Annotated in this window: 22 protein-coding genes and 1 pseudogene; 15 read left to right on the top strand and 8 right to left on the bottom strand. The window is 64.6% G+C overall.

Annotation, left to right across the window (positions count from 1 at the left end; genetic code table 11):
* Positions 1 to 136: 136 nt before the first annotated feature.
* From AKN84_RS22695 to AKN84_RS22685, 3 genes are all read left to right on the top strand, one after another.
* Positions 137 to 2,233, top strand: a complete 2,097-nt coding sequence (locus tag AKN84_RS22695) for a Nal1-like putative serine protease (protein WP_050422830.1) — start codon at positions 137 to 139, stop codon at positions 2,231 to 2,233.
* Positions 2,128 to 2,607: a hypothetical protein gene (locus AKN84_RS22690; RefSeq protein ID WP_050422829.1), complete on the top strand. Its 480-nt coding sequence runs from the start codon at positions 2,128 to 2,130 to the stop codon at positions 2,605 to 2,607. The genes AKN84_RS22695 and AKN84_RS22690 overlap by 106 nt, the downstream gene beginning before the upstream one ends.
* 249 nt (positions 2,608 to 2,856) lie before the next feature.
* Positions 2,857 to 3,228: a hypothetical protein gene (locus AKN84_RS22685; protein WP_050422828.1), complete on the top strand. Its 372-nt coding sequence runs from the start codon at positions 2,857 to 2,859 to the stop codon at positions 3,226 to 3,228.
* Positions 3,229 to 3,284: 56 nt separating this feature from the next.
* On the opposite strand, the gene AKN84_RS22680 is transcribed toward AKN84_RS22685, so the two are convergent.
* The 4 genes from AKN84_RS22680 to AKN84_RS22665 are packed head-to-tail and all read right to left on the bottom strand — an operon-like array spanning position 3,285 to position 6,270.
* Positions 3,285 to 3,752 carry a YbaK/EbsC family protein gene (locus tag AKN84_RS22680; protein WP_050422827.1) on the bottom strand — a complete coding sequence of 156 codons (468 nt, stop codon included), beginning with the start codon at positions 3,750 to 3,752 and terminating at the stop codon, positions 3,285 to 3,287.
* Between the two features lie 20 nt (positions 3,753 to 3,772).
* Positions 3,773 to 4,516, bottom strand: coding sequence for a haloacid dehalogenase type II (locus AKN84_RS22675; protein WP_050422826.1), 744 nt, complete (start codon positions 4,514 to 4,516; stop codon positions 3,773 to 3,775).
* Positions 4,513 to 5,349: a dienelactone hydrolase family protein gene (locus tag AKN84_RS22670; protein WP_050422825.1), complete on the bottom strand. Its 837-nt coding sequence runs from the start codon at positions 5,347 to 5,349 to the stop codon at positions 4,513 to 4,515. The genes AKN84_RS22675 and AKN84_RS22670 overlap by 4 nt, the downstream gene beginning before the upstream one ends.
* A 36-nt stretch (positions 5,350 to 5,385) precedes the next feature.
* Positions 5,386 to 6,270: an amidohydrolase family protein gene (locus AKN84_RS22665; RefSeq protein ID WP_050422824.1), complete on the bottom strand. Its 885-nt coding sequence runs from the start codon at positions 6,268 to 6,270 to the stop codon at positions 5,386 to 5,388.
* Positions 6,271 to 6,754: 484 nt separating this feature from the next.
* Between AKN84_RS22665 and ykgO the strand changes: the two genes are divergently transcribed.
* Complete coding sequence (gene ykgO / locus AKN84_RS22660) at positions 6,755 to 6,880, top strand: type B 50S ribosomal protein L36 (RefSeq protein WP_002718645.1); 126 nt, start codon at positions 6,755 to 6,757, stop codon at positions 6,878 to 6,880.
* A 96-nt stretch (positions 6,881 to 6,976) separates the two neighbouring features.
* Positions 6,977 to 7,633 carry a tetratricopeptide repeat protein gene (locus AKN84_RS22655; RefSeq protein WP_050422823.1) on the top strand — a complete coding sequence of 219 codons (657 nt, stop codon included), beginning with the start codon at positions 6,977 to 6,979 and terminating at the stop codon, positions 7,631 to 7,633.
* A gap of 95 nt (positions 7,634 to 7,728) precedes the next feature.
* Here AKN84_RS22655 and AKN84_RS48115 read toward each other — a convergent pair whose 3' ends face one another.
* The gene (locus AKN84_RS48115; RefSeq protein WP_167351865.1) at positions 7,729 to 7,905 is read right to left on the bottom strand and encodes a hypothetical protein; all 177 of its coding nucleotides are present in this window, start codon (positions 7,903 to 7,905) and stop codon (positions 7,729 to 7,731) included.
* A gap of 388 nt (positions 7,906 to 8,293) precedes the next feature.
* On the opposite strand from AKN84_RS48115, the gene AKN84_RS22650 reads away from it, so the two are divergent.
* Positions 8,294 to 9,289 carry an alpha/beta fold hydrolase gene (locus tag AKN84_RS22650; RefSeq protein ID WP_128971074.1) on the top strand — a complete coding sequence of 332 codons (996 nt, stop codon included), beginning with the start codon at positions 8,294 to 8,296 and terminating at the stop codon, positions 9,287 to 9,289.
* 78 nt (positions 9,290 to 9,367) lie between these two features.
* A complete protein-coding gene (gene poxB, locus AKN84_RS22645) occupies positions 9,368 to 11,104 on the top strand; it encodes a ubiquinone-dependent pyruvate dehydrogenase (RefSeq protein WP_050422822.1) in 1,737 nt (578 codons plus the stop codon).
* 60 nt (positions 11,105 to 11,164) lie between these two features.
* Here poxB and cycA read toward each other — a convergent pair whose 3' ends face one another.
* Positions 11,165 to 11,560, bottom strand: coding sequence for a cytochrome c-550 CycA (cycA, locus tag AKN84_RS22640; RefSeq protein ID WP_050422821.1), 396 nt, complete (start codon positions 11,558 to 11,560; stop codon positions 11,165 to 11,167).
* Between the two features lie 248 nt (positions 11,561 to 11,808).
* Between cycA and AKN84_RS22635 the strand changes: the two are divergent.
* Positions 11,809 to 13,301: pseudogene (locus AKN84_RS22635) on the top strand (FAD-linked oxidase C-terminal domain-containing protein).
* Here AKN84_RS22635 and AKN84_RS49210 read toward each other — a convergent pair.
* Positions 13,298 to 13,501 carry a hypothetical protein gene (locus tag AKN84_RS49210; protein WP_244485397.1) on the bottom strand — a complete coding sequence of 68 codons (204 nt, stop codon included), beginning with the start codon at positions 13,499 to 13,501 and terminating at the stop codon, positions 13,298 to 13,300. The pseudogene AKN84_RS22635 and the gene AKN84_RS49210 overlap by 4 nt on opposite strands.
* Before the next feature lie 35 nt (positions 13,502 to 13,536).
* On the opposite strand from AKN84_RS49210, the gene AKN84_RS49205 reads away from it, so the two are divergent.
* The gene (locus AKN84_RS49205; RefSeq protein ID WP_244485395.1) at positions 13,537 to 13,701 is read left to right on the top strand and encodes a hypothetical protein; all 165 of its coding nucleotides are present in this window, start codon (positions 13,537 to 13,539) and stop codon (positions 13,699 to 13,701) included.
* A gap of 237 nt (positions 13,702 to 13,938) precedes the next feature.
* A complete protein-coding gene (locus AKN84_RS22625; protein WP_244485394.1) occupies positions 13,939 to 15,084 on the top strand; it encodes an acyltransferase family protein in 1,146 nt (381 codons plus the stop codon).
* A gap of 48 nt (positions 15,085 to 15,132) precedes the next feature.
* On the opposite strand, the gene AKN84_RS22620 is transcribed toward AKN84_RS22625, so the two are convergent.
* On the bottom strand, positions 15,133 to 15,618 hold the full coding sequence (locus AKN84_RS22620; RefSeq protein WP_244485392.1) for a putative quinol monooxygenase: 486 nt from the start codon (positions 15,616 to 15,618) through the stop codon (positions 15,133 to 15,135).
* Positions 15,619 to 15,810: 192 nt separating this feature from the next.
* Here AKN84_RS22620 and AKN84_RS22615 point away from each other — a divergent pair, with 192 nt between their 5' ends.
* From AKN84_RS22615 to AKN84_RS22595, 5 genes are all read left to right on the top strand, one after another.
* Entirely contained in the window at positions 15,811 to 16,500 is a 690-nt protein-coding gene (locus AKN84_RS22615; RefSeq protein WP_050422819.1) for an ArsR/SmtB family transcription factor, read from the top strand.
* Between the two features lie 32 nt (positions 16,501 to 16,532).
* Positions 16,533 to 17,768: an FAD-binding protein gene (locus AKN84_RS22610; protein ID WP_050422818.1), complete on the top strand. Its 1,236-nt coding sequence runs from the start codon at positions 16,533 to 16,535 to the stop codon at positions 17,766 to 17,768.
* A complete protein-coding gene (gene glcF, locus AKN84_RS22605; RefSeq protein ID WP_050422817.1) occupies positions 17,765 to 19,081 on the top strand; it encodes a glycolate oxidase subunit GlcF in 1,317 nt (438 codons plus the stop codon). The genes AKN84_RS22610 and glcF overlap by 4 nt, the downstream gene beginning before the upstream one ends.
* Positions 19,082 to 19,324: 243 nt before the next feature.
* Positions 19,325 to 19,708, top strand: coding sequence for a hypothetical protein (locus tag AKN84_RS22600; protein ID WP_050422816.1), 384 nt, complete (start codon positions 19,325 to 19,327; stop codon positions 19,706 to 19,708).
* A gap of 383 nt (positions 19,709 to 20,091) precedes the next feature.
* Positions 20,092 to 21,081 carry a TorF family putative porin gene (locus AKN84_RS22595; RefSeq protein ID WP_050422880.1) on the top strand — a complete coding sequence of 330 codons (990 nt, stop codon included), beginning with the start codon at positions 20,092 to 20,094 and terminating at the stop codon, positions 21,079 to 21,081.
* The last annotated feature ends 173 nt before the right edge of the window (positions 21,082 to 21,254 follow it).

The following is a 21,254-nucleotide window of genomic DNA, read 5'->3' as shown; positions in this document are numbered from 1 at the left end:
CGCGCGGCGTCACATTCGTGTCATCCCTTTTAAATTGTATAGATTGTGTGAACTAACCCATGATCGTGGGCAGGCGCGATCGTCTATCTCTTCATCCTGAACCTGTTGCCGCAAAGCACATTTCCGGAGGAACCAGATGATTGATCTGACCAAGCATGATTTCACGTCATTGTCGGTGAAAGATCTGCTCGATGCCCGCGAGGCCTATCATGTGCATCTGGCCCATCTGCAATCGGTCTACGCCACGGCGATCGGCCGCTATCTGATCCGCGACAGCGACCGCAACGCGACGGAACGGCGGCACCACTCCAAGCCGCAGGCACTCGGACCGCGCACGCTGTTCAATTCGTCGGTCAAGGACTGGTCGTGGCCCTGCATCCTCGTCTTTGTGCGCGACTGGATGAAGCGCTCCGAGTTGAAGAACCATCCGGAGAAGCAGGACCAGCTGGTGCCTCCGTTCCTGTATCTGCCGGATGGCCGCGTCGTGCCCACCTGCGTCGTCAAGGTCGATCCGAACGAGGGCAGCCCCGGCGTCGTCGATCCGCCGGTGTTCAAGAGCGATCTGGTTGGTGGCGGCTTCCCGGTCCAGACCATGATCCAGGGCAAGATCCATCGCGGCTCGATCGGCTGTCTCGTCACCAATGGCGAGACCGTGTTCGCACTCTCCAACCGTCACGTGGTCGGCGCGGCCGGACGCGAGATCTTCGCCGGCTTCAAGAACACCGACCGGCGTCTCGGCGTCAGCGATGCGCTGCAACTCGGCAAGCGCGCCTTCAGCGACGTCTATCCCGGCTGGCCCGGCTCGCGCGTGGTGGCCAATCTCGATGCCGGATTGATCCGCGTCGATGACGTCAAGGGCTGGACCGCGCAGATCTACGGCGTCGGCCAGGTCGGCGACGTCGTCGATCTCAATGTCGGCACCTTCCGCCTCGAGATCATCAACCAGCCGCTGATCGCCTTCGGTGCGACCAGCGGATTGATGAAGGGCAAGATCATCGGCCTGTTCTATCGCTACAAGACCGTCGGCGGCATGGAATATGTCAGCGATTTCGTGATCGGTCCGCGCGACGGTGACACGCCGCTCAACAACTATCCCGGCGATTCCGGCACGGTCTGGTTTCTCGACGATCCGGACGCCAAGAAGAACGCCGGCGGCGCGCGCATCCTCAGCCCTCTGGCGCTCGAATGGGGCGGCCAGGAATTGTTCGGGTCAGGCGGCAAGGTTCCGATGCAGGTCGCGCTCGGCATCTGCATGGCGACGCTGTGCCGCGAGCTCGATGTCGAGTTGATCGGCGACTGGAATGCCGGCCACACCGAGTATTGGGGCGAGTGGGGACACGTCAAGATCGGCGCCTACGCGACCGGCCTGATCGATGCGAAGCTGCCCAAGCTCTCGGCCATGATGGATGCCAATTCCGACAATATCGGCCTCGACGACAAGCTGCTTGCCGACCTCAAGCCGTATCAGCACGGCACCTTCGCGCCGCTGGCCGACGTCGCGGACCTGGTCTGGCGCTTCACCCGGCACAGCGACGAAAGCAACCATTTCGCCGACATGGACAAGCCGGGCAAGGACGGCAAGACGCTGCTCGATCTCTGCGCCGAGTCGACGCGCAACGTCGATCCAAAAGTCTGGAATGACTATTACGACGGGATCGGCGAGGACCGGCGCGGCGCGTTGCCGTTCCGGGTCTGGCAGATCTTCGACGAGATGGTCGAATACGCCGCCGCCAACAAGAAGCTGGAGTTCGTCTGCGCCGCGGGCATCGTCGCGCATTACATCGGCGATGCCTGCCAGCCGCTGCACATTTCGCAATTCCATCACGGTCTCGATCCGAACGACAAGAAGCACGCCAAGGTGCACAGCGTGTACGAGACCACGATGATCGGCCGCCACGGCAAGGATCTCATCAAGATGATCCCTGACGCGAAGACCGGCGACGTCGCGGAGATTGCTTCGGGTGCAACGCCGACCGGTCGCGATGCCGCCGTCGCCGTGGTCGCGCTGATGCAGCGAACGGTGAAGCGCCTGCCGCCGATGACGATCGTCAATCTGTTCAACTCGCACATGGGGAGTGGCCAGGTCGACCTGATGTGGTCGAAGCTGAAGGATGCCACGGCGGCTGCATGCAGGACGGCGCCAAGACGCTCGCGAGAGTCTGGGAAGCGGCCTGGCGCGCCGGTGCGGGCGAGGATCGCGGGCAGGGCGGCAAGTTCGATCAGGGCAGCCTGAGCAAGCTCTACAATGATCCGAGCTTCCTGCCGGCCTATCCGCTCCAGCAGCTCACGCTGGATGCCAACGACCACATCGTGCCGGTCGGCGGAGCCGGAGCACGGCGCCGGAGTGCGCCAATTGCACGCCGCGCACGCCCACGAGCCGCGAAGAAAGCAGCCAAGAAGGCTGCTAAAAGCACGGCCAAGAATACGACAAAGACTACGGCCAGGAGAGCGCCCAAGAAGGCTGTGGCGAAGGCCGTGGCGCGCAAGCGTCCGGCTGCAGCTACTCCGGTCCGCCGCGCAGCCGCCAGCAAGAAGACCGCAACCAAGCGCGGCGCGGCCAGCAAGCGGCCGGCTGCAAAAACCCGCAAGGCGGCGCGCAGGCGCTAGACAACCTATCCACCGGCGGACTCCGCCTCACCTCGCCCCGCGTGCGGGACAGCGCGCGCTTGATCGCGGCAGTGAAGAAGGTCGGCAAGGTCGAATAGGGAACTCAGGTCCATTCGCCTTCACATTTAGTTGTCCGCAACGTCGTTCCTTGCAACGATCCTTGGCCGCATTCATTTGCCAACCTGAAGCAAATCGCCGCGCGGAACTCGCGCGTGCGCGGATCAATCACGTCGAACGAGGGCACTGGGCATGAAGACGCAGCGGATTGTCCTGAGCGTAGCGATCGCGATCGGCGGCCTCGCCGCCGCAACGCCTGCGACGTCGCAGGAGTATCGCGGAACATGGGAACAGCAGATGGCCTGCACGCCGGATGTGTGGCGGCTCTGTGGCGATCAGATTCCCGACACCAACCGGATCGTCGCCTGCCTGCGGCAGAACACGCCGCAACTCTCCAGCGGCTGTCGCGCCGTATTCGAGTCCAGCGCCAGCGCGCAGCAGCCGCAAACCCAGGGGCGCGCGCCGCAGCACCCGCAGATGCAGCAACGGCCGCGCGCACCACAGCAGATCCAGCCGGCGCCGGTTGCGCCGCCGCGACCGGCGCCCGGCGATGATGAGGACTAGAGCGTTTTCGAGCGAAGTGGACGCCGGTTCGCGTCAAGAAAACGCGTCAAGAATCCTTAGGGCCTGACTTCGCAGACATCGACCCACTCGGCCGCGGTCAGCTCCGCCATCCGGTCGGGCGTGATGCGCACCGCGCTGTGGGTCGAGCCGGCGGCCGGCACCACGACGTCGAATGCCTTCAGCGACACATCGCAATAGACCGGCAGCGGCGTCTTCAGACCGAACGGACAGACGCCGCCGACCTCGTGGCCGGTGATGTCGGCGACCTCGTCGAGGCCGAGCATCTTCGGCTTGCCGCCGAAAGCTGCCTTCACCTTCTTGTTGTCCATTCGCGACGTGCCGGCGGCGACGATCAGCACCACGCGGTCGCCGACCCGCAGGCTCAGCGTCTTGGCGATCCGCGCCGGCTCGACGCCATAGGCCTCCGCCGCCAGCACGACGGTCGCGGAGCTTGTGGTGGATTCGATCACGGCGATTTCGGGCGCCTTCTCGGCGAAGAAGGCGCGGACGGACTCGATGCTCATGAAGTTCAGGACCTTGCTAGTCAGGATCTGGCAGACACCAGGGCAGGAAGCTCGGAGAGACCGTGGATCCGGTGATCGGGCACGACGCCGAGCTCGTCCATCTGGGTACGCAGCGCCTTGAACATCGTCAATGGGGCGACCGTCTCGCTCTCGACGCAGGCCAGCGCCATCGCTTCCGGCGTCACCCGCTCGATCCAGGCGACGGTGAGTCCAAACGCCTTGGCGCCGCAGGCGTCCCATGGATTGGAGGAGATGAACAAGACCTCCGCGGGCGGCACCTTCAGCACCTCCTCGATCAGCGTGTAGGCCTCCGGCGCCGGCTTGAACACCTTGTGAGCGTCGACGCTGATGGTCGCATCGAGCAGCCGGTCGAGCCCCGAATTGCGCACCAGCGCGTTCAGCATGTCAGGGCTGCCGTTGGAGAGGATCGCGAGCTTCTTGTCCTTCATCGCCTCGAGCGCGGCGACGGCATCCGGATACAGCGCGAGATGCTGATACTTGTCGATGATGCGGGCGAAGGTTGCTTCGTCATATTGCAGGCCGAGGCTGCGCAGCGTGTAAGCGAGGGAATCGCGGGTTGCGACAGCGAAATCCTGGTAGCGCCGCATCAGCGTGCGCAGCCAGGAATATTCGAGCTGCTTGATGCGCCAGATCTGCGTGATGATGTCGCCATAGCCGGGGAATGCATCCTCGGTGACATCGGCCACCGACTGCACGTCGTAGAGCGTGCCATAGGCGTCGAAGACGATTGCGTTGATTGTCATTGTGGTCTCTCTTGCCCGCCGATCGTCGAATACAGGAAATTCCTGAGTGCGTCGACGGATTGGTCGCGGGCCGCCGCGTTGAATTCGAGGTGATGACCGAGCTGCTGCGCCGGCGTGCTGTAGCGCGGCACGTCGAAATCGTGATAGGCGCCGGGATAGACCGTGATCGCGATTGGAATCCCCTTGTCCTTCTCGCGCGCCATGCCCCAGTCGTCGCTGCCCTCGGCAAGGTTGCGGCACGCGTTCGCGGGCGCCCAGTCGTCGAGCTCGCCGACCAGGATCAGCGTCGGCACGGTCATGTTGCCCTTGACCCCGCCGCACAGCGGATAGAAGCCGATCGCAGCGCGAAATTTTTCCGTTGAGGAGCTTTCGATCTGGCCGCGCTCCACCGCGAGCAGCGCAAGAGTCGCGCCTTGCGAAAATCCCAGCACGGCCACCCGGCTCGGATCGACCGTCGGCTGTCCGACCAGATAGTCCAGCGCGCGGTACGCATCATACAATGTCGACGGCGGCAGTCCGCCCGTGCACGCGCTCGTGATGCCGCGCGTGCCGAAGCGGTCGATCGTCAGCGCGACATAGCCCCATTCGGCGAGCCGCTTGCCCCAGCGCTCGTCGACCCCTCGCCAGCCGCCGCCGCAGCCGTGCATCAGCACGACCGCGGGTGAGGGACCGGAACTATCGGGCACGCGCAGAAAACCCTGCAACGCCTGCGGTCCCGCCAGCGGACTTTCGAACTCGACGAGGCGCGGCGGATTATCGGCCGCCGGCGCAGGGAGCGCGCCGATGCTCCAGAGCGCGAGTGCAGCGAGGGCAAGTCCGGTGAAGCTGGTCATGAACCACCTCCGAAGCTTGCCGCCGACAATACTCCCTCAGATGCCCAAAATCTTCCGCGCGTTGGCTTTGAGGACTTTCGGCCGGATCTCCTCGCGGATGTCGAGCTTGGCGAAATCGGCGAGCCAGCGATCCGGCGTGATGACAGGCCAGTCGGACCCGAACAGCATCTTGTCCTGCAGGATCGAGTTGATGTAGCGCACCAGGATCGGCGGGAAATATTTCGGCGACCAGCCGGACAGGTCGATATAGACGTGCGGCTTGTGGGTCGCGACCGACAGCGCCTCTTCCTGCCAGGGGAAGGAGGGATGTGCGAGGATGATCTTGAGGTCGGGGAAATCGGCCGCGACGTCGTCCATGTACATCGGGTTGGAATATTTCAGCCGCATCCCCATGCCGCCCGGCATGCCCGAGCCGACGCCGGTCTGGCCGGTATGAAACAGCGCGATCGCGCCGCCGTCATTGATCGCCTCATAGAGCGGATAGGCCATGCGGTCGTTGGCGTAGAAGCCCTGCATGGTCGGATGGAATTTGAAGCCGCGGACGCCGTAGTCCTCGATCAGCCTCTTCGCCTCGCGGACGCCGAGCTTGCCCTTGTGCGGATCGATCGAGACGAACGGGATCAGCACGTCGAGATGATCGGATGCGACCTCGAGCATTTCGAGATTGTTGTAGCGGCGAAAGCCGGTCTCGCGTTCGGCATCGACCGGGAAGATCACGGCAGCGATGTTCTTCGACCGGTAATAGGCCGCGGTCTCCGGCACGGTCGGCGGATGCTTGTGCGGCGACTTGAAATAGTCGGCCATCTGCGCCTGGAAATCATCATAGCCGTCGTCGCCATGCATGCCGCACGGCTCCTCGGCATGGGTGTGGATGTCGATCGCGACGACCTTCTCGATGTCAGGCAGTTTGAGCTTGGGCATTCGGCTTCCCCGGCGGCGTGTTTGTTGGTGATGGAAAATAATTATATGATATAACGATTTTCGCAAGCGGTCAGGTTGATGGGCGCCATTGCGGACCGATCCGGTTCGGCCGGGAAAGTCCGATGGGTCCGGGTCCGGCCTGCAAGCACGATTCGCCGGTCTTGCGGCAGCCGTCGGGGAATGCCGGCGGGACGACCCGTGGCGCGACAATCGTTGCGGCCGCCGTTTCCGAAGCGATCTCAATGGCATGGGGGAATGGCGGACGTGGGGTCCAGGCCGGGATATGGCCGAAAATCGGCCCATCTCCGTTGACATTTAACGGTCCGATGGCTTAGAACGCGGCCGTCCCGCGCGGTCTGGCCGCTTGTCGGGATAAATCCCATTTGGCCAACGATTGGCTTGCCCGGATATTGGCTTGCCCAAGCATTGGCATTGATCAGGTACGGCCTCCAACACGGGCCTTTCGAAGTAACAGGATTGTCCCATGAAGGTCCGTAACTCGCTGAAGTCGCTGCGCGGCCGCCATCGCAACAACCGTCTGGTCCGCCGCAAGGGCCGCGTCTACGTGATCAACAAGGTCCAGCGCCGCTTCAAGGCCCGTCAGGGTTGATTGCGCGCGGATCGGCGGCTGATTCCGATCCATCCTTCACAGGTCTTTGACGCCGCGCTGCTTTGCAGTGCGGCTTTGTGCGTCTAGACTTCGGCCATGGGATTAAACTTCTTTGGCCCGACCAACCGCCGGCTGGCGATCCTGATCGCCGCGCTTCTGGCCATGCCCGTTGCGGCCGTCGCGCAGGACGATCCGCGGGTGATTCCGCCGCCGAAGGCCCAGAAGAAACTGCCGGAAGCGCCGATCAAGCTGCCGAAGGTTCCGGCCGACCGCACCCGCGGGCTGGATTTCCTGTTCGGCGCGCTGAAGGCCGCGCCTGATGAAGACAGCGCCCGCCACGTCGAGGCGCGGATCTGGGCGCTGTGGCTGCAAACCCCGAGCGATACCGCGGCGCTGCTGATGGTGCGCGCCAAGGCCGCCCTCGACGCGCAGAATGTCGATGTCGCACTGAAACTGCTGGACGCTGTGATCAAGCTCCGGCCCGACTATGTCGAGGCCTGGAACCGGCGTGCAACGATCTACTACCTGAAGAACGACTACGTCCGGTCGCTGGGAGATCTGCAGCAGGTGCTGACGCGCGAGCCCCGCCATTTCGGCGCGCTGGCGGGTGTCGGCATGATCATGCAGGATATGGGCGACGACAAGCGCGCGCTGGACGCCTTCCGCAAGGCGCTGGCTGTCGATCCCTACCTCGAGAAGGTGCCGCAGATCGTCAAGCAGCTGACCGAGAAGGTCGAAGGCCGCGACATCTGATTGCCTACGATTGATCGCGATCGCGGTCCGATGGACGCGATGGGCACGTTAGCGCGAGCTTGGTGCTTGCTCGCGATACGGTCCGGCGTAGGAGACTAGTGCAGGAACTTGCCGCGGGACGCGCTGTCCTGGGCGACGGCAGCGTAGAATTGCTGAAGCTCCGCCTCCAGGTGCTCATTCACGAGCAACAACGCCTTCAGGGCGCCGCGCAGGTCGCCATTGCAACTCGCCACGATCTGGTCGATGGCCGCATCGCTAGGGTCGGAAATCATGGTACTCCTCCGATTACTTCCCGTTGAACTCGTCGTGCGGACGCGGGTTCCTGTGGATACAGTGTATAAGCCTAGAAGCACCCAGGTAGCGTCCCGGTTTCGATGAAGCCTCGCGTCTGATGGCGAAAATGCCACCGGCAATCTATGAAATTACTAATGACGCAGGTATGAACCCGCTATCCACAGGCTGGGCGCATTGTGGACAACTCTGTGCCCCGGCCGAGCCCGGAAAATCGACATTGGCTTTCCGAATCAGAGCGGGCCCCGGCAGGGCTCAAGTCCGGCACTGGGCGAAACCTGATTTCGGCTACCCCGTAATTTCGGGGTGGCCAACACCCTTCCGATACCCAACTCCCTTCAGGGACCCCACAGTCCTGGGACCCTCTCGATGTTGACCGCGATCATCGTGCTGGCGGCCGCCGGGCTGGCGCTGGCCCTGATGCTGGCCCTGGCGACGCAAATCGGCGTGGCGCTGATCCAGCGCGCCTTTCCGCCGCAGGGGCGCATGGTCGATGTGGCCGGCGCGCGGCTGCATGTGGTCGAGCTCGGCCCGCGCGATGCCGCAGGGCCGCCGGTCGTGATGCTGCACGGCGCCAGCTCCAATCTCCGCGCGATGCAGCCGCTCGGCGAGCAAATCGCCAAAGCGCATCGCGTGATCCTGATCGACCGGCCGGGGCATGGCTGGAGCACGCGCGAGCACGCCGCGGATTCGACGCCTGCGGTCCAGGGCCGGATGATCGTGGAGGCGCTGACCAGGATCGGTGTCGACCGCGCGATCGTGGTGGCGCATTCCTGGGCCGGCGCGCTCGCGCTGCGCATTGCGCTCGATCATCCGGAGCGCGTTGCGGGCCTCGTGCTGCTCGCCCCGGTCGCCTATCCCTGGCGAGGCGGCGCCGGCCGCTACAACGACGTGATCTCGACGCCGCTGATCGGACCGTTGCTTGCGCAAACGATCACGCTGTCGCTCGGCCTCCTCGTCGCCAATTCGGGCGCGAGCGGTGTGTTCGCGCCGCAGCCGATGCCTGACGATTTCGTCCGTGACAGCGCGACATTGCTCCTGCTGCGCCCGCGCGAGTTCATCGCCAACGCGCGCGACCTCGTCTCGCTGAAGGCCGCCGTCGTCGAGCAGGCGCCGCGCTATGCGGAGATCAAGGCGCCGCTGTCAATCATTTCGGGCGACGTCGACAAGACGGTCACGACCGCCATCCATTCGCGGCTGCTCGCAGCCACAGTGCCACAGGCAAAGCTCATCGTGCTGTCAGGCGTCGGCCACATGGTGCAGTACGCCGCGCCCGATCTCGTGGCGTCCGAGATCGAGGCGATGGCAGGCAGGTTGGTCCAACAGACAGCAACAAAGGACAAGACTGCCCCCGCGAATCTGTGATCCATCAAGACTTGCGCCGCCGCGTGGCGCCGAACATCATGTCGCGCGGTTTTCCGATTTCATCAAAGGACGTCTCTCATGCGGATCGACAACATCGCCGACCTTATCGCCGAAACCCTTGCCCAGGCCGGCGTGAAGCGCATCTACGGTGTCGTCGGCGACAGTCTCAACGGTCTGACCGAGGCTCTGCGCAAGCGCGGCACGATCGACTGGCTGCATGTGCGCCACGAGGAGGTGGCGGCGTTCGCCGCGGCCGCCGAATCCCAGATCACGGGAGATCTCGCGGTATGCGCGGGCTCCTGCGGCCCGGGCAATCTGCATCTCATCAACGGCCTATTCGACGCGCATCGCAGCCGCACGCCGGTGCTGGCGATCGCGGCCCAGATCCCGTCAGCCGAGATCGGCGGCGGCTATTTCCAGGAGACCCATCCGCAGGACCTGTTCCGCGAATGCAGCCATTATTGCGAGCTGGTGTCGGATCCGGCGCAGCTGCCCTACATGCTGGAGAACGCGATCCGCGCCGCGATCGGCAAGCGCGGCGTCGCGGTGCTGGTGCTGCCGGGCGATGTCGCGATGCGGCCGGCGCCGAAGCGCGACATCGCGCCGAACGCAGGCCTGCTGCCGCCCGTGCCGGTGGTGCGTCCGGCCGATGCCGAATTGAACGCGCTGGCCGGGCTGCTCAATGGCGCGAAGCGCGTCACGCTGTTCTGCGGCCGTGGTTGCGCCGGCGCGCATGACGGCCTGCTCAAGCTTGCCGAGGCGCTGAAGAGCCCGATCGTGCACGCGCTCGGCGGCAAGGAATATGTCGAATACGACAACCCTTACGACGTCGGCATGACCGGCTTCATCGGCTTCTCGTCCGGCTATGCGGCGATGCATGGTTGCGACGTGCTGCTGATGCTGGGCACCGATTTCCCCTACAAGCAGTTCTTCCCGACCGGCATCAGCATCGCCCAGGTCGATCTCCGCCCGGAAAATCTCGGCCGCCGCTGCAAGCTCGATCTCGGCCTCGTCGGCGACGTCGGCGAGACCATCGCCGCGCTGTTGCCGAAGCTCAACCCGAAGACCGACCGTAAGTTTCTCGACGCCAGCCTCGCGCATTACAAGGACGCCCGCGCCGGGCTCGACGATCTGGCCCGCGGCAAGCCGGGCCAGAAGCCGATCCATCCGCAATATCTGGCGCGGCTGCTCAGCGAGCAGGCCAGCGAGGACGCGGTGTTCACCGCCGACGTTGGCACGCCGACGATCTGGGCCGCGCGCTATCTGAAGATGAACGGCCGCCGCCGGCTGGTCGGCTCCTGGGTCCATGGCTCGATGGCCAACGCGATGGCGCATGCGATCGGCGCGCAAGCGGCGCAGCCGGGACGGCAGGTGGTGTCGATGTCCGGCGACGGCGGCTTCGCCATGCTGATGGGCGATCTGATCACGCTGACCCAGGCCAAACTGCCGGTGAAGGTCGTGATCTTCAACAACAGCGTGCTCGGCTTCGTCGCGCTCGAGATGAAAGCCGCCGGGTTCATCGAGACTGGCGTCGATCTGAAGAATCCGGATTTCGCGGCGATGGCCCGCGCCATGGGCATTCACGGCGTCAGGGTGGAGGATCCGGGTGAGCTCGAAGGTGCGATCCGCGACGTGCTCGCGCATGACGGGCCGGCGGTGCTCGACGTCGTGACCGCGACGCAGGAATTGTCGATGCCGCCGACCATTACGCTGGAGCAGGTGAAGGGCTTCAGCCTGTGGGTGCTGCGCGCCGTGATGAGCGGCCGCGGCGACGAGGTGGTCGATCTCGCCAAGACCAATCTGTTGCCGCGTTGAACGCAACAAAAACGTCCGCCCTGGCTGGTGCACAGGGCGGACGCCGTCCGATACCGCCGATTACTGCTTCTGCTTGCCGTCCTTGTCGAAGGACGAGATGTAGGCCCAAACGTTCTGGGCTTCGGTCTCGTTCTTGATGCCGGCGAATGCCATCTTGGTGCCGGGAATCTTGGCCTTCGGATCCTTGATGTATTCGAGGAACTGTTCCTTGTTCCAGGTGATGCCGGAATTCTTGTTGGCATCGGAATAATTGTAGTCCGGCGCGGTGCCGGAATGGCGGCCGTCGAGGCCGTTGAGCTCGGGGCCGACCTTGTTCTTGGCGCCTTCGCCGATCGCATGGCAGGCGAGGCATTTGTTGAACGAGGTCTTGCCGGCGGCGGCATCCTGCGCCAGCGCGGAGGATGCTGTGGCCAGCGATGTGACGACCGCCAGCGCGCTCAAGGTCTTTAGGTTCATGGGGTTCTCTTCGTTTCGTCCCGGGGGGTAGTGATCTTTTGTGGCATGTCCGGCTTGGACAGGACAAGCCACGAAACTTTGACAGGTTTCATGACCGCCCGCTTGTCCGAGAGAGAACTCGGCATTGCCGGGCGGGGCAATCCGACCTTCGGCCGGCTGACTGAAACAAGGCGACTGAACCAGGTGCAGACCTGATTGATTTGTCGTAACAAATCGGCAAAGGGCAAACGCCCGCCGAGGGAACAGCAATGTCCATCATGATGCCGGCGGCCGACCAGGCCGTGCTTGCTCGCCGCGCCGAAATCGTGGCCGCCTTGCGCGCCATCGTCCCCGGCGAGGGCGTGATCGACAGCGCCGCCGAGATGCTGGCCTATGAATCCGACGGCCTGACCGCCTATCGGCAGCCGCCGATGGTCGTGGTGCTGCCCAATACCACCGAGCAGGTCGCGAAGGTCCTCAAATACTGCCAGGGCCAGGGTATCAAGGTGGTGCCGCGCGGCTCCGGCACCTCGCTGTCCGGCGGCGCGCTGCCGCTCGCCGACGCGGTGCTGCTCGGCCTCGGCAAGTTCAAGCGGATTCGCGAGATCGACTTCGACAACCGCGTCGTTGTCACCGAGCCCGGCGTCACCAACCTGGCGATCAGCCAGGCGGTCGCCCATGCCGGCTTCTACTACGCACCCGATCCGTCGTCGCAGATCGCCTGCTCGATCGGCGGCAATGTCGCGGAGAATTCCGGCGGCGTGCACTGCCTGAAATACGGCATGACCACCAACAACGTGCTGGGCTGCGAGATCGTGCTGATGTCGGGCGAGATCCTGCGCATCGGCGGCAAGTCGGCCGAGAATGCCGGCTACGACCTAATGGGCATCATCACGGGCTCGGAGGGCCTGCTCGGCGTGATCACCGAGATCACGGTGCGCATCCTGCAGAAGCCGGAGACGGCGCGCGCGCTGATGGTCGCTTCGCCGAGGTCGAGGCGGCCGGCGAATGCGTCGCACGGATCATCGGCGCCGGCATCATCCCGGGCGGCATGGAGATGATGGACAAGCCCGCGATCCACGCCGCGGAAGCCTTCGTCCATGCCGGCTACCCGCTCGATGTCGAGGCGCTTTTGATCATCGAGCTCGACGGCCCACAGATCGAGGTCGACGAGCTGATCACGCGGGTCGAGAGCATCGCCAAGGGCTGCGGCTCGGTGACGCTGCAGATCTCCAATTCGGAGGCCGAGCGCAACCTGTTCTGGGCCGGCCGCAAGGCGGCGTTCCCCGCGGTCGGGCGCATCTCGCCGGACTATCTCTGCATGGACGGCACCATCCCGCGCGGCGCGCTGCCGAGGGCGCTGGCGCGGATCCGCGACCTCTCGGAGAAGTATGGCCTCGGCGTCGCCAATGTGTTCCACGCCGGCGACGGCAATCTGCACCCGCTGATCCTCTACGATGCCAACAAGCCCGGCGAGATCGAGAAGGCCGAGGCGTTCGGCGCCGACATCCTGCGCTGCTGCGTCGAGCTCGGCGGCGTGCTCACCGGCGAGCACGGCGTCGGTATCGAGAAGCGCGACCTGATGCCGGAGATGTTCACCGAGATCGACCTCAACCAGCAGCAGCGGCTGAAATGCGCCTTCGATGCCGAGGGCCTGCTCAACCCCGGCAAGGTGTTTCCGACGCTGCATCGCTGCGCCGAGCTCGGCCGCGTCCATGTCCACGCCGGCAAGCTGGCCTTTCCGGATATCCCGCGGTTCTAGTACCGTCTCAGCAGGCCGACCGCCGCGCCGCTGTCGCCATATGTGGCGCAGGCTCTTTCCGGGTCTTCGATCAATTCCGCCCGGACGCGCTTGAAGGTCTTTCCGGCCGCTTCGGACACTTCGGGGCGGAATTTATCCGGATCGTAGTCATTGCCGTCGTGGGCCTTGATGGCCGCGTCAAAGGCGTTGATCGTTGCCATCGCGGCATCAGGCTGCCGAGAGTTCTTGCGCCGAGTTGAACGCCGCCGGCACCATTGGCCTCATAGCCGATGCAGCGCTGTTCGAGCACGGCAGCTGCGGTAGCGAGCTGTTCGACGAACGTCGCCTCGGCGTCGGTGAGAATTGCAGCACGCGCCTGTCCTGCCATCATCATCATCGAGAGCAGCGCGACGGCTGTTAGTTTGACGTTCATTGGGGCGATTCTCCCTGCGGCGGCCGAGCCGCCATCACAATCACGGGTCGCCGAACGATACATTTCGACGGATTGCGCTCACCAGCCGATAACCTTAACCGATGCTTGCCGCGACGGCCGTCAGGGCCACCGCTGTGCGTCGTGCAGTTTGCGCTTGCACCATTTACACGGCCTTCAACTGTTCCCCGGTATTTTCCCAAGATGCATGTCTTCGCCAACACATCGATGCCCAGCCTGGCTGATCAGCTGGCGCTTTCGCGCAATCGGCCCGCGGGTTTCGACTACATGCGGATCGCGCTGGCGTCGACGATCATCTGCCTGCACGGCGCCAACGTGACGCTCGGGCTCGGCCGGGCGCTGGAGATCCAGAGCACGCTTCGCATCGGCATCGCGATGATCCTGGCGCTGTTCTTCTCCCTGAGCGGCTTTCTGGTGACGGCGAGCCTGCAGCGCTGCAAGAGCCTGATCTCCTTCCTCGGCCTGCGCGTGCTTCGGATCGGGCCCGCGCTCGCGGTCGAGACGACGCTGTCGGCCATCATCATCGGTTCGGTCTTCACCGAACTGCCGTTGGCGCAGTATGTCGCCGACCCGAAATTCCACGCCTATTTTCTCAATATCGTCGGCGACATCCACTACGAGCTGCCGGGCGTATTCCTGCACAATCCGCTGCCGGACGTGGTGAATGCCCAGCTCTGGACGGTGCCGTACGAATTGTGGTGCTACGTCGTGCTGGCGCTGCTCGCGGTGACCACGATCTGCTTCAACCGGGTGGCCTACCTTGTGTTCCTGGTGGTCGTTCAGGTCGCGCTGGTGAGCTACGACATCTATCGCTGGGACGAGGTGCCGATCCAGCTTCGCCCGCATCTTCTGGTGTTCTGCTTCCTTGCCGGCGTCGGCTTCTACCTCTGGCGCGACAAGGTGCCGTTCAACCGCACCGTCTGCCTGCTGGCGCTGGTGGCCTGTGCCGCCGGCATGGCCACGGGACGCGGCGACGCACTGGCGCCGGTGCCGGCCGCCTATGTCGCGTGCTATCTCGGCCTGATGAATCCACGGCGCAGCTGGATCGTATCGTCAGGCGATTACTCCTACGGGCTCTATCTCTATGGCTTCGTCATCCAGCAATGCGTTGCCTCGTTCGGCCCGCCGGTCCAGCACTGGTATCTGAACATCCTGATCAGCCTACCGCTCGCCTTCGGCGTCGCCGTCGCGTCCTGGCATCTCGTCGAGAAACATGCGCTTCGGCTCCGCGGCCAGGTCGAGACGTTCGAGGCCGCGGTGCTGTCGCGGATCGGGATCGTCGGCTTCTGGCGCAAGCCGCCCGAGCGGGTCGAGCTGCGCGCAAGGCTCGGCAACAGCAGCGCATCGATCTGACCTGTGCCCCCGCGGGAAGGATTTGCATCCTTCCCGCCGCGCCGCAGCTCACAGCAGCGCGTATTGCGTCCGCTCGCGCTTGGCGAGCAGCGGCAGTGCCTGCTCCGCGATGTAGGTCTTGAAATAGGCGCTCTCCGCATGGGCCTTGAACGCCGCTTCGTCCTGGAACAATTCGTAGAACAGGAACTGCGCCGGATTGTCCTTGCCGCGTCCGATCAGGAACAGCTTGGTGCCGGGGTCCTTCTGCGCCTCGGGCAGGAAGCTGTCGAGGATTGCTGCGACCTTGTCGGCCTGGCCTTCCCTGGCTTCCCACTGCGCGACGACCAGAAGGCCTGACGTGTTGATCGCATCGCTGATGGTTCTCGTGCTCATCGCATAGTGCTTCATTTGCATTCCTCCGTTGTTTTGCTCCGATCGAGCCTGCGATCCGGCCCAGGGCGAGACGCCGGCGATCGCCATGATCGCGGCGAACGAGCCGATGGCCGATCGCCGGGTGAGCATCATCGTCGTGGTGGTACGTTCCGAACGCTTCATGATCGCCTCCAGATGATTTGCGCCAACCGTCGTGCCAGCCGAACCGCAAGGCGAGAGATAGTGGATCGCTCGTTGAGCTCGGTTAGGTGGTGATCGAAGTGTCGATGTCGTGAACATTTCGATCATGATCGAAGCGTTGCGGCAGCGCGATGTGCGACGAATGGATGACTTCGACCGACGCCGGAGCTGGCCATGCAGACCATCGCCCCCGAGCTTGCGGAACTCGCCGCCCTGATCGCCGATCCCGGCCGCGCCGGCATCCTGTCGCGCCTGATGGACGGGCGCGCGCAGGCTGCGAGCGAGCTGGCGCGGGTCGCGGGCGTGACGCCGCAGACCGCGAGCTGGCATCTCGCCCGGCTGGTCGAGCGTGCGCTGCTCAAGGTCGAGCGGCGCGGTCCGCGCCGCCTCTACCGGCTGGCCACCCCGCTGGTTGCGCAGATGCTCGAGGGGATGATGACGGTCGCGGCGATCGATCCGCAGCCGTCCCGGCCGCTGCCGTGGATCGATGCGGAGATGCGCCGCGCCCGGACCTGCTACGACCACCTTGCCGGCGAGCTCGGCGTCGCCGTCACCGACGCAATGCGGGAGCACGGCCACCTCCACCTCGACCAGGAAGCCGGCGAGCTGACCGCGTCGGGCCGCGCATTTCTCCGTGATCTCGGCATCGACCTGCGATCGCCGGCGCGAAGCCGGCGGCTGTTGTGCCGGCCCTGTCTCGACTGGAGCGAGCGGCGTCCGCATCTGGCCGGGCGGGCAGGGGCTGCGGTCGCCGACCTCGCGTTGCAGCGCGACTGGATCCGGCGCCGGCCGCAGGGCCGTTCCGTCGAGATCACCGCGGCCGGGCTCGTCGCATTCAGGGACCTGTTCGGCGCGCGCATTTGATTTCGGAGCCGAATTTCGATACCGCCTAGCGGGTGGAAACGCTCAAAGTCAGAGACATCAAGGATGTCGAAGAGGTGGTGCGCGCGGCGGTCGCCAGCGAGCAGCCGCTCGAGGTCATCGGTCATGGATCGAAGCGCGCCATCGGCCATCCGATGCCGACCAATGCGGTGCTCGACGTCTCGGTGCTGAACGCGGTCAGCGCCTATGAGCCCAACGAGCTGATCATCACCGTCGAGGCCGGCGCGCCGCTCGCCGACGTGCAATCCCTGATCGATGCCAAGAACCAGCAATTCGCCTTCGAGCCGATGGACACGTCCGTGCTGCTCGGCGCCGCGGGAGCCGGCACGATCGGCGGCATGATCGGTGCCGGTCTTGCCGGTCCGCGTCGCATCAAGGCCGGCGGCATCAGGGATCATCTGCTCGGGGCGCATGCGGTGTCCGGGTTCGGCGACAGCTTCAAGACCGGCGGACGGGTGGTGAAGAACGTCACCGGCTACGATCTCTGCAAGCTGCTCACCGGGTCCTGGGGCACGCTCGCGGTCATGACCGAGGTGACGCTCAAGGTCATGCCGAAGCCGGAAGCGGAACGCACGCTGGTGCTGCGCGGGCTCGACGACGTCACCGCCAACAAGGCGATGACGGCGGCGCTGGGGTCGCCCTTCGACGTCTCGGGCGCTGCGCACCTGCCCGGCTCGGTGTTGCGGTCCAGCGCCGGGGCGCTCGCCGGCCTCGCAGCCTCCGGCCAGCCGGTCACGCTGGTGCGGCTCGAGGGCATTTCGGCGTCGGCGGCACACCGGGCCGCCTCGCTGAGCCAGACACTCTCATCCTACGGAACGGTCGACAGCCTCGCGGACGACGCCTCGGTTGCGATCTGGAGCGCGCTGCGCGACGTGGCGCCGTTCGCGGCAAACGGTACGCTCGGGGCCTGGCCGGTGTGGCGCATCGTTTGCCCGCCGGCCGCGGGCGGCGCGCTGGGTCAGGCGCTGGCGCGCTCAACCGGCGGCGACGTGATCTATGACTGGGGCGGCGGACTGATCTGGGCCGCGGTGCCGCCGAGTGCCGATGCGCAGGCCGCCCTGGTCCGCGGCCAGGTCGAGGCGATTGGGGGACACGCCACCCTGCTCCGTGCCACCGAGGACATGCGCCGTGCGGTCGATGTGTTCCAGCCGCAACCCGCAGGGCTTGCCGCGCTCGGTGAACGTATCAGGGCGAGCTTCGATCCTAGGTCGATCCTCAACCGCGGCCGGACGATTCGAGGCGGGGCATGAAGACCGAGTTTACCCTGGCGCAGCTCGCCGATCCCGACATCCAGGAAGCCGACAATATCCTGCGTGCCTGCGTGCATTGCGGCTTCTGCACCGCGACCTGTCCGACCTATGTGCTGCTCGGCGACGAGCTCGATAGCCCGCGCGGCCGCATCTATCTGATCAAGGAGATGCTGGAGAAGGACAAGCCGCCGACGGCTGAGGTGGTCAAGCATATCGACCGCTGCCTGTCGTGCCTCGCCTGCATGACCACCTGCCCGTCGGGCGTGAACTACATGCACCTCGTCGACCAGGCCCGGGTCAGGATCGAGCGGGATTATCAGCGGCCGCTGACCGAGCGGATGCTGCGGTCGGTGCTCGCCCTCGTGCTGCCGCGGCCGGGCCTGTTCCGGATCAGCATGATCCTGGCCGGGCTCGCCCGTCCATTCGCCGCGCTGCTGCCGACGCCGTCGGTCGGCGCGTCGAGCCCCGGCCTGCTGCGGCGGATCAAGGCGATGCTGGCGCTCGCGCCGCGCGGCCTGCCGCAGCCGGGGCCGGCAGCGGGAACCGTGTTTGCGGCGAACGGCCGGCGGCGCGGCAGGGTCGCGCTGCTGCAGGGCTGCGCCCAGCAGGTGCTGGCGCCGCGCATCAATCAGGCCGCCATCAACGTGCTGACCCGGCACGGCGTCGAGGTGGTGCTGGTCCGGGACGAGCAATGCTGCGGCGCGTTGACCCATCACATGGGACAGGACGGCGACGCGCTGGCGCGCGCGCGGGCCAACATCACGGTGTGGCAAAGGGAAGCGGACCAGAACGGGCTCGACGCCATTCTGGTGACGACCTCGGGCTGTGGGACAGTTGTCAAAGACTACGGCTACCTGCTGCGCGAGGACAAAGCATTCGCCGAGCCGGCGCAGCGAATCTCGGCGCTGACAAAGGATATCACCGAGTATCTCAGCACTCTCGAGCTCGCACCTTCAACGCAGAAGGGCGACGTCACCGTCGCCTATCACTCGGCTTGTTCGTTGCAGCATGGACAGAAAATCACTCAACTTCCGAAAGAATTGCTTTCCAAGAATGGATTCGTGGTGAAAGATGTGCCTGAGAGCCATTTGTGTTGCGGTTCGGCGGGGACCTACAACATTCTCCAGCCCGACATTGCGAGCAGATTGCGCGATCGCAAGGTCGCCAATATTGCGCTTGTCAAACCGGACATGATCGCCGCGGGCAATATTGGGTGCATGGTTCAGATTGCCGGCGGTACGTCAGTTCCTGTGGTGCACACGATTGAGCTTCTCGATTGGGCGACAGGAGGTCCCCGGCCAGGATTGAATTGATCGACTGCCACTCGAGCATGATCCGGACCTCAGCCTTGCCCTGACGCAACGTCTCTGACGCAATGTGTCTGAAGCAATGTGAAGGACCGGCGCTTCCTCAGCCACAGACGCGAAGCGATCGCGCGGCCATCATGCCCGACAAGCGAAGTGGAGGGTGCCTCTCCCCGAGGTGCAGCCAACGTCCGGCAAGCGATCACTTCAATACGCCCGGCGGACTCACATAGCGGCAACAGGAGGACCACGATGGCGAAGTCGAAGAAGGCGAAGAAAAGCAAGAAGGCCAAAAAGGCCAAGAAGGCGGTAGCGGCCAAGAAGAAGTCGGCCAAGAAGTCAGCGAAGAAGTCGGCCAAGAAGGCTGCAAAGAAGTCAGCCAAGAAATCGGCGAAGAAGTCAGCCAAGAAGGCTGCGAAGAAAGCCGCGAAGAAGGCTGCTCCGAAGAAGGCCGCACCCAAGAAGGCTGCGAAGAAAGCTGCCAAGAAGAGCGCTCCGAAGAAGGCCGCGGCGCCGAAGCCGGCTGCCCCGGCCGCAGCACCGCCAGCGCCCGAGCCGCAGCCGGCCCCGAGCTGGGCCACGCCGAGCCACGAGCCGGCGCCGAACTGGGGCACCACCGACGGCGAGCATCACTAACCGAACCCGTATTGGTTCACCTGATCGAAGCCGCAGCGGACGCCGCTGCGGCTTTTTCCGTATCGGCAGTCCGTAGTTTTGCGGAGTGGACGATTCGCGGCGACGCCGCCCGTAGCGCGTCGAACCGTTGCTCGTTTCCGGCTGGATTGGGTCGTTCAACCGGAACGGGAGCCTCAGTCTTGTGGTGCAAATGCAACACCCGCCAACCAACGTGTGGCGTCACTGCCAGAACGCCTAAAAAGTCGGCAGATGCATGTCTTTTCGCCTTCTCCAAAACGGGGCTGCGTTTCAAATTGACCACACGCGATTGAGTTGCAGTCCGTTATCGCGCGCCCTGGGGGCCACCGGAACTGGGCTGTCTGGAAAAGTGGATGGGGATCGTCATGAAGAAACTGGCTTTGTTAGCAACGGCGCTAGCAATGATTTCGAGCTCGGCAATGGCAGCTGACATGGCGGTGAAGGCCGTCAAGGCGCCGCCGCCGGCTCCCTTCGATCCGTGGGATATCGCCTTTGGCGCCGGCATCGTCAGCGACTACATCTTCCGCGGCGTCACCCAGTCGAACCACAATCCGTCGGTCACCGCCTATTTCGAGCCGCGCTACAACGTCAACAAGGACCTGCAGCTCTACATCGGCACCTCGACCGAAAGCATCTCCTTCGCCAACCGCGCTGCGGCTGAAGTCGACGTCTACGGCGGTATCCGCCCGACCTTCGGCGCCTTCGCCTTCGACATCGGCGTCTGGGGTTACCTGTATCCGGGTGGAACCTGCTACTTCGGCGCGCCGTTCGACACCGCCGGCAAGCCGCTCAGCGCGGAGTGCGCCACCAACTTCCTGCCGAACGGCAACGTCATGAAGAAGGACGTCTCGTTCTTCGAAGTCTACGGCAAGGCGACCTGGACCATCAACGACAACTGGGCGTTCACCATCAACGAATACTACTCGCCGAACTTCCTCAACACCGGCGCCTGGGGCAACTACTCCTCGATCATCGGCAAGTACACCGCGCCCAGCACCGTGTTCGGCTCGAGCGGCGTCGGCATGTACGTGTCGGGCGAGTTCGGCCGGCAGTGGCTCGGCACCTCCGACAGCTTCTACGGCGTCCCGGCGTTCCCCAACGGCATCAAGTATGCCGACTACAACACCTGGAACATCGGCATCGGCTTCACCTACAAGGTGTTCACGCTCGACCTGCGTTATTCCGACACCGACATGTCGAAGGGTAACTGCAGCGCTTTCACCAGCGACTACACCGCGGGCGGCACCACCAACGTTACCCCGATCAATCCGCTCGGCACGGGCTCCAACTGGTGCGGCGCGGCTGGTATCGCCAAGCTCTCGGTCGACCTGACCGCGATGTCCAACCTGAAGTAATTTCCTCTTCCGGGGATCAAGGGGCGGCAGAGCAATCTGCCGCCCTTTTTGTTTTCGGCGGCTTAGCTTTTTCGGCGGCCAGTGCCGCGGCTTCGATTTCACTTCTCCCCGCCGGGGAGAGGTCGGCGCGTAGCGCCGGGTGAGGGGTCTTGCTCTCTCGATAGACCGTGACC

The sequence above is a fragment of the Bradyrhizobium tropiciagri genome (genome assembly GCF_001189845.1).
GTDB lineage: Bacteria > Pseudomonadota > Alphaproteobacteria > Rhizobiales > Xanthobacteraceae > Bradyrhizobium > Bradyrhizobium tropiciagri.
Note: the sequence above shows the minus strand (reverse complement) of the source record. Positions and strands in the feature narration are given on the sequence as shown.

Bases quoted from the DNA above. Each gene is read 5' to 3' on its own strand.
- AKN84_RS22675 (WP_050422826.1), bottom strand. From the start codon at position 4,516: ATGACAATCAACGCAATCGTCTTCGACGCCTATGGCACGCTCTACGAC.
- AKN84_RS22615 (WP_050422819.1), top strand. From the start codon at position 15,811: ATGCAGACCATCGCCCCCGAGCTTGCGGAACTCGCCGCCCTGATCGCC.
- AKN84_RS22695 (WP_050422830.1), top strand. From the start codon at position 137: ATGATTGATCTGACCAAGCATGATTTCACGTCATTGTCGGTGAAAGAT.
- AKN84_RS22690 (WP_050422829.1), top strand. From the start codon at position 2,128: ATGCAGGACGGCGCCAAGACGCTCGCGAGAGTCTGGGAAGCGGCCTGG.
- AKN84_RS22595 (WP_050422880.1), top strand. From the start codon at position 20,092: ATGAAGAAACTGGCTTTGTTAGCAACGGCGCTAGCAATGATTTCGAGC.
- AKN84_RS22685 (WP_050422828.1), top strand. From the start codon at position 2,857: ATGAAGACGCAGCGGATTGTCCTGAGCGTAGCGATCGCGATCGGCGGC.
- ykgO (WP_002718645.1), top strand. From the start codon at position 6,755: ATGAAGGTCCGTAACTCGCTGAAGTCGCTGCGCGGCCGCCATCGCAAC.
- AKN84_RS22655 (WP_050422823.1), top strand. From the start codon at position 6,977: ATGGGATTAAACTTCTTTGGCCCGACCAACCGCCGGCTGGCGATCCTG.
- cycA (WP_050422821.1), bottom strand. From the start codon at position 11,560: ATGAACCTAAAGACCTTGAGCGCGCTGGCGGTCGTCACATCGCTGGCC.
- AKN84_RS22670 (WP_050422825.1), bottom strand. From the start codon at position 5,349: ATGACCAGCTTCACCGGACTTGCCCTCGCTGCACTCGCGCTCTGGAGC.
- AKN84_RS22600 (WP_050422816.1), top strand. From the start codon at position 19,325: ATGGCGAAGTCGAAGAAGGCGAAGAAAAGCAAGAAGGCCAAAAAGGCC.
- AKN84_RS22680 (WP_050422827.1), bottom strand. From the start codon at position 3,752: ATGAGCATCGAGTCCGTCCGCGCCTTCTTCGCCGAGAAGGCGCCCGAA.
- poxB (WP_050422822.1), top strand. From the start codon at position 9,368: ATGCGGATCGACAACATCGCCGACCTTATCGCCGAAACCCTTGCCCAG.
- glcF (WP_050422817.1), top strand. From the start codon at position 17,765: ATGAAGACCGAGTTTACCCTGGCGCAGCTCGCCGATCCCGACATCCAG.
- AKN84_RS49210 (WP_244485397.1), bottom strand. From the start codon at position 13,501: ATGGCAACGATCAACGCCTTTGACGCGGCCATCAAGGCCCACGACGGC.
- AKN84_RS22665 (WP_050422824.1), bottom strand. From the start codon at position 6,270: ATGCCCAAGCTCAAACTGCCTGACATCGAGAAGGTCGTCGCGATCGAC.
- AKN84_RS22650 (WP_128971074.1), top strand. From the start codon at position 8,294: ATGTTGACCGCGATCATCGTGCTGGCGGCCGCCGGGCTGGCGCTGGCC.
- AKN84_RS22625 (WP_244485394.1), top strand. From the start codon at position 13,939: ATGCCCAGCCTGGCTGATCAGCTGGCGCTTTCGCGCAATCGGCCCGCG.
- AKN84_RS22620 (WP_244485392.1), bottom strand. From the start codon at position 15,618: ATGAAGCGTTCGGAACGTACCACCACGACGATGATGCTCACCCGGCGA.
- AKN84_RS48115 (WP_167351865.1), bottom strand. From the start codon at position 7,905: ATGATTTCCGACCCTAGCGATGCGGCCATCGACCAGATCGTGGCGAGT.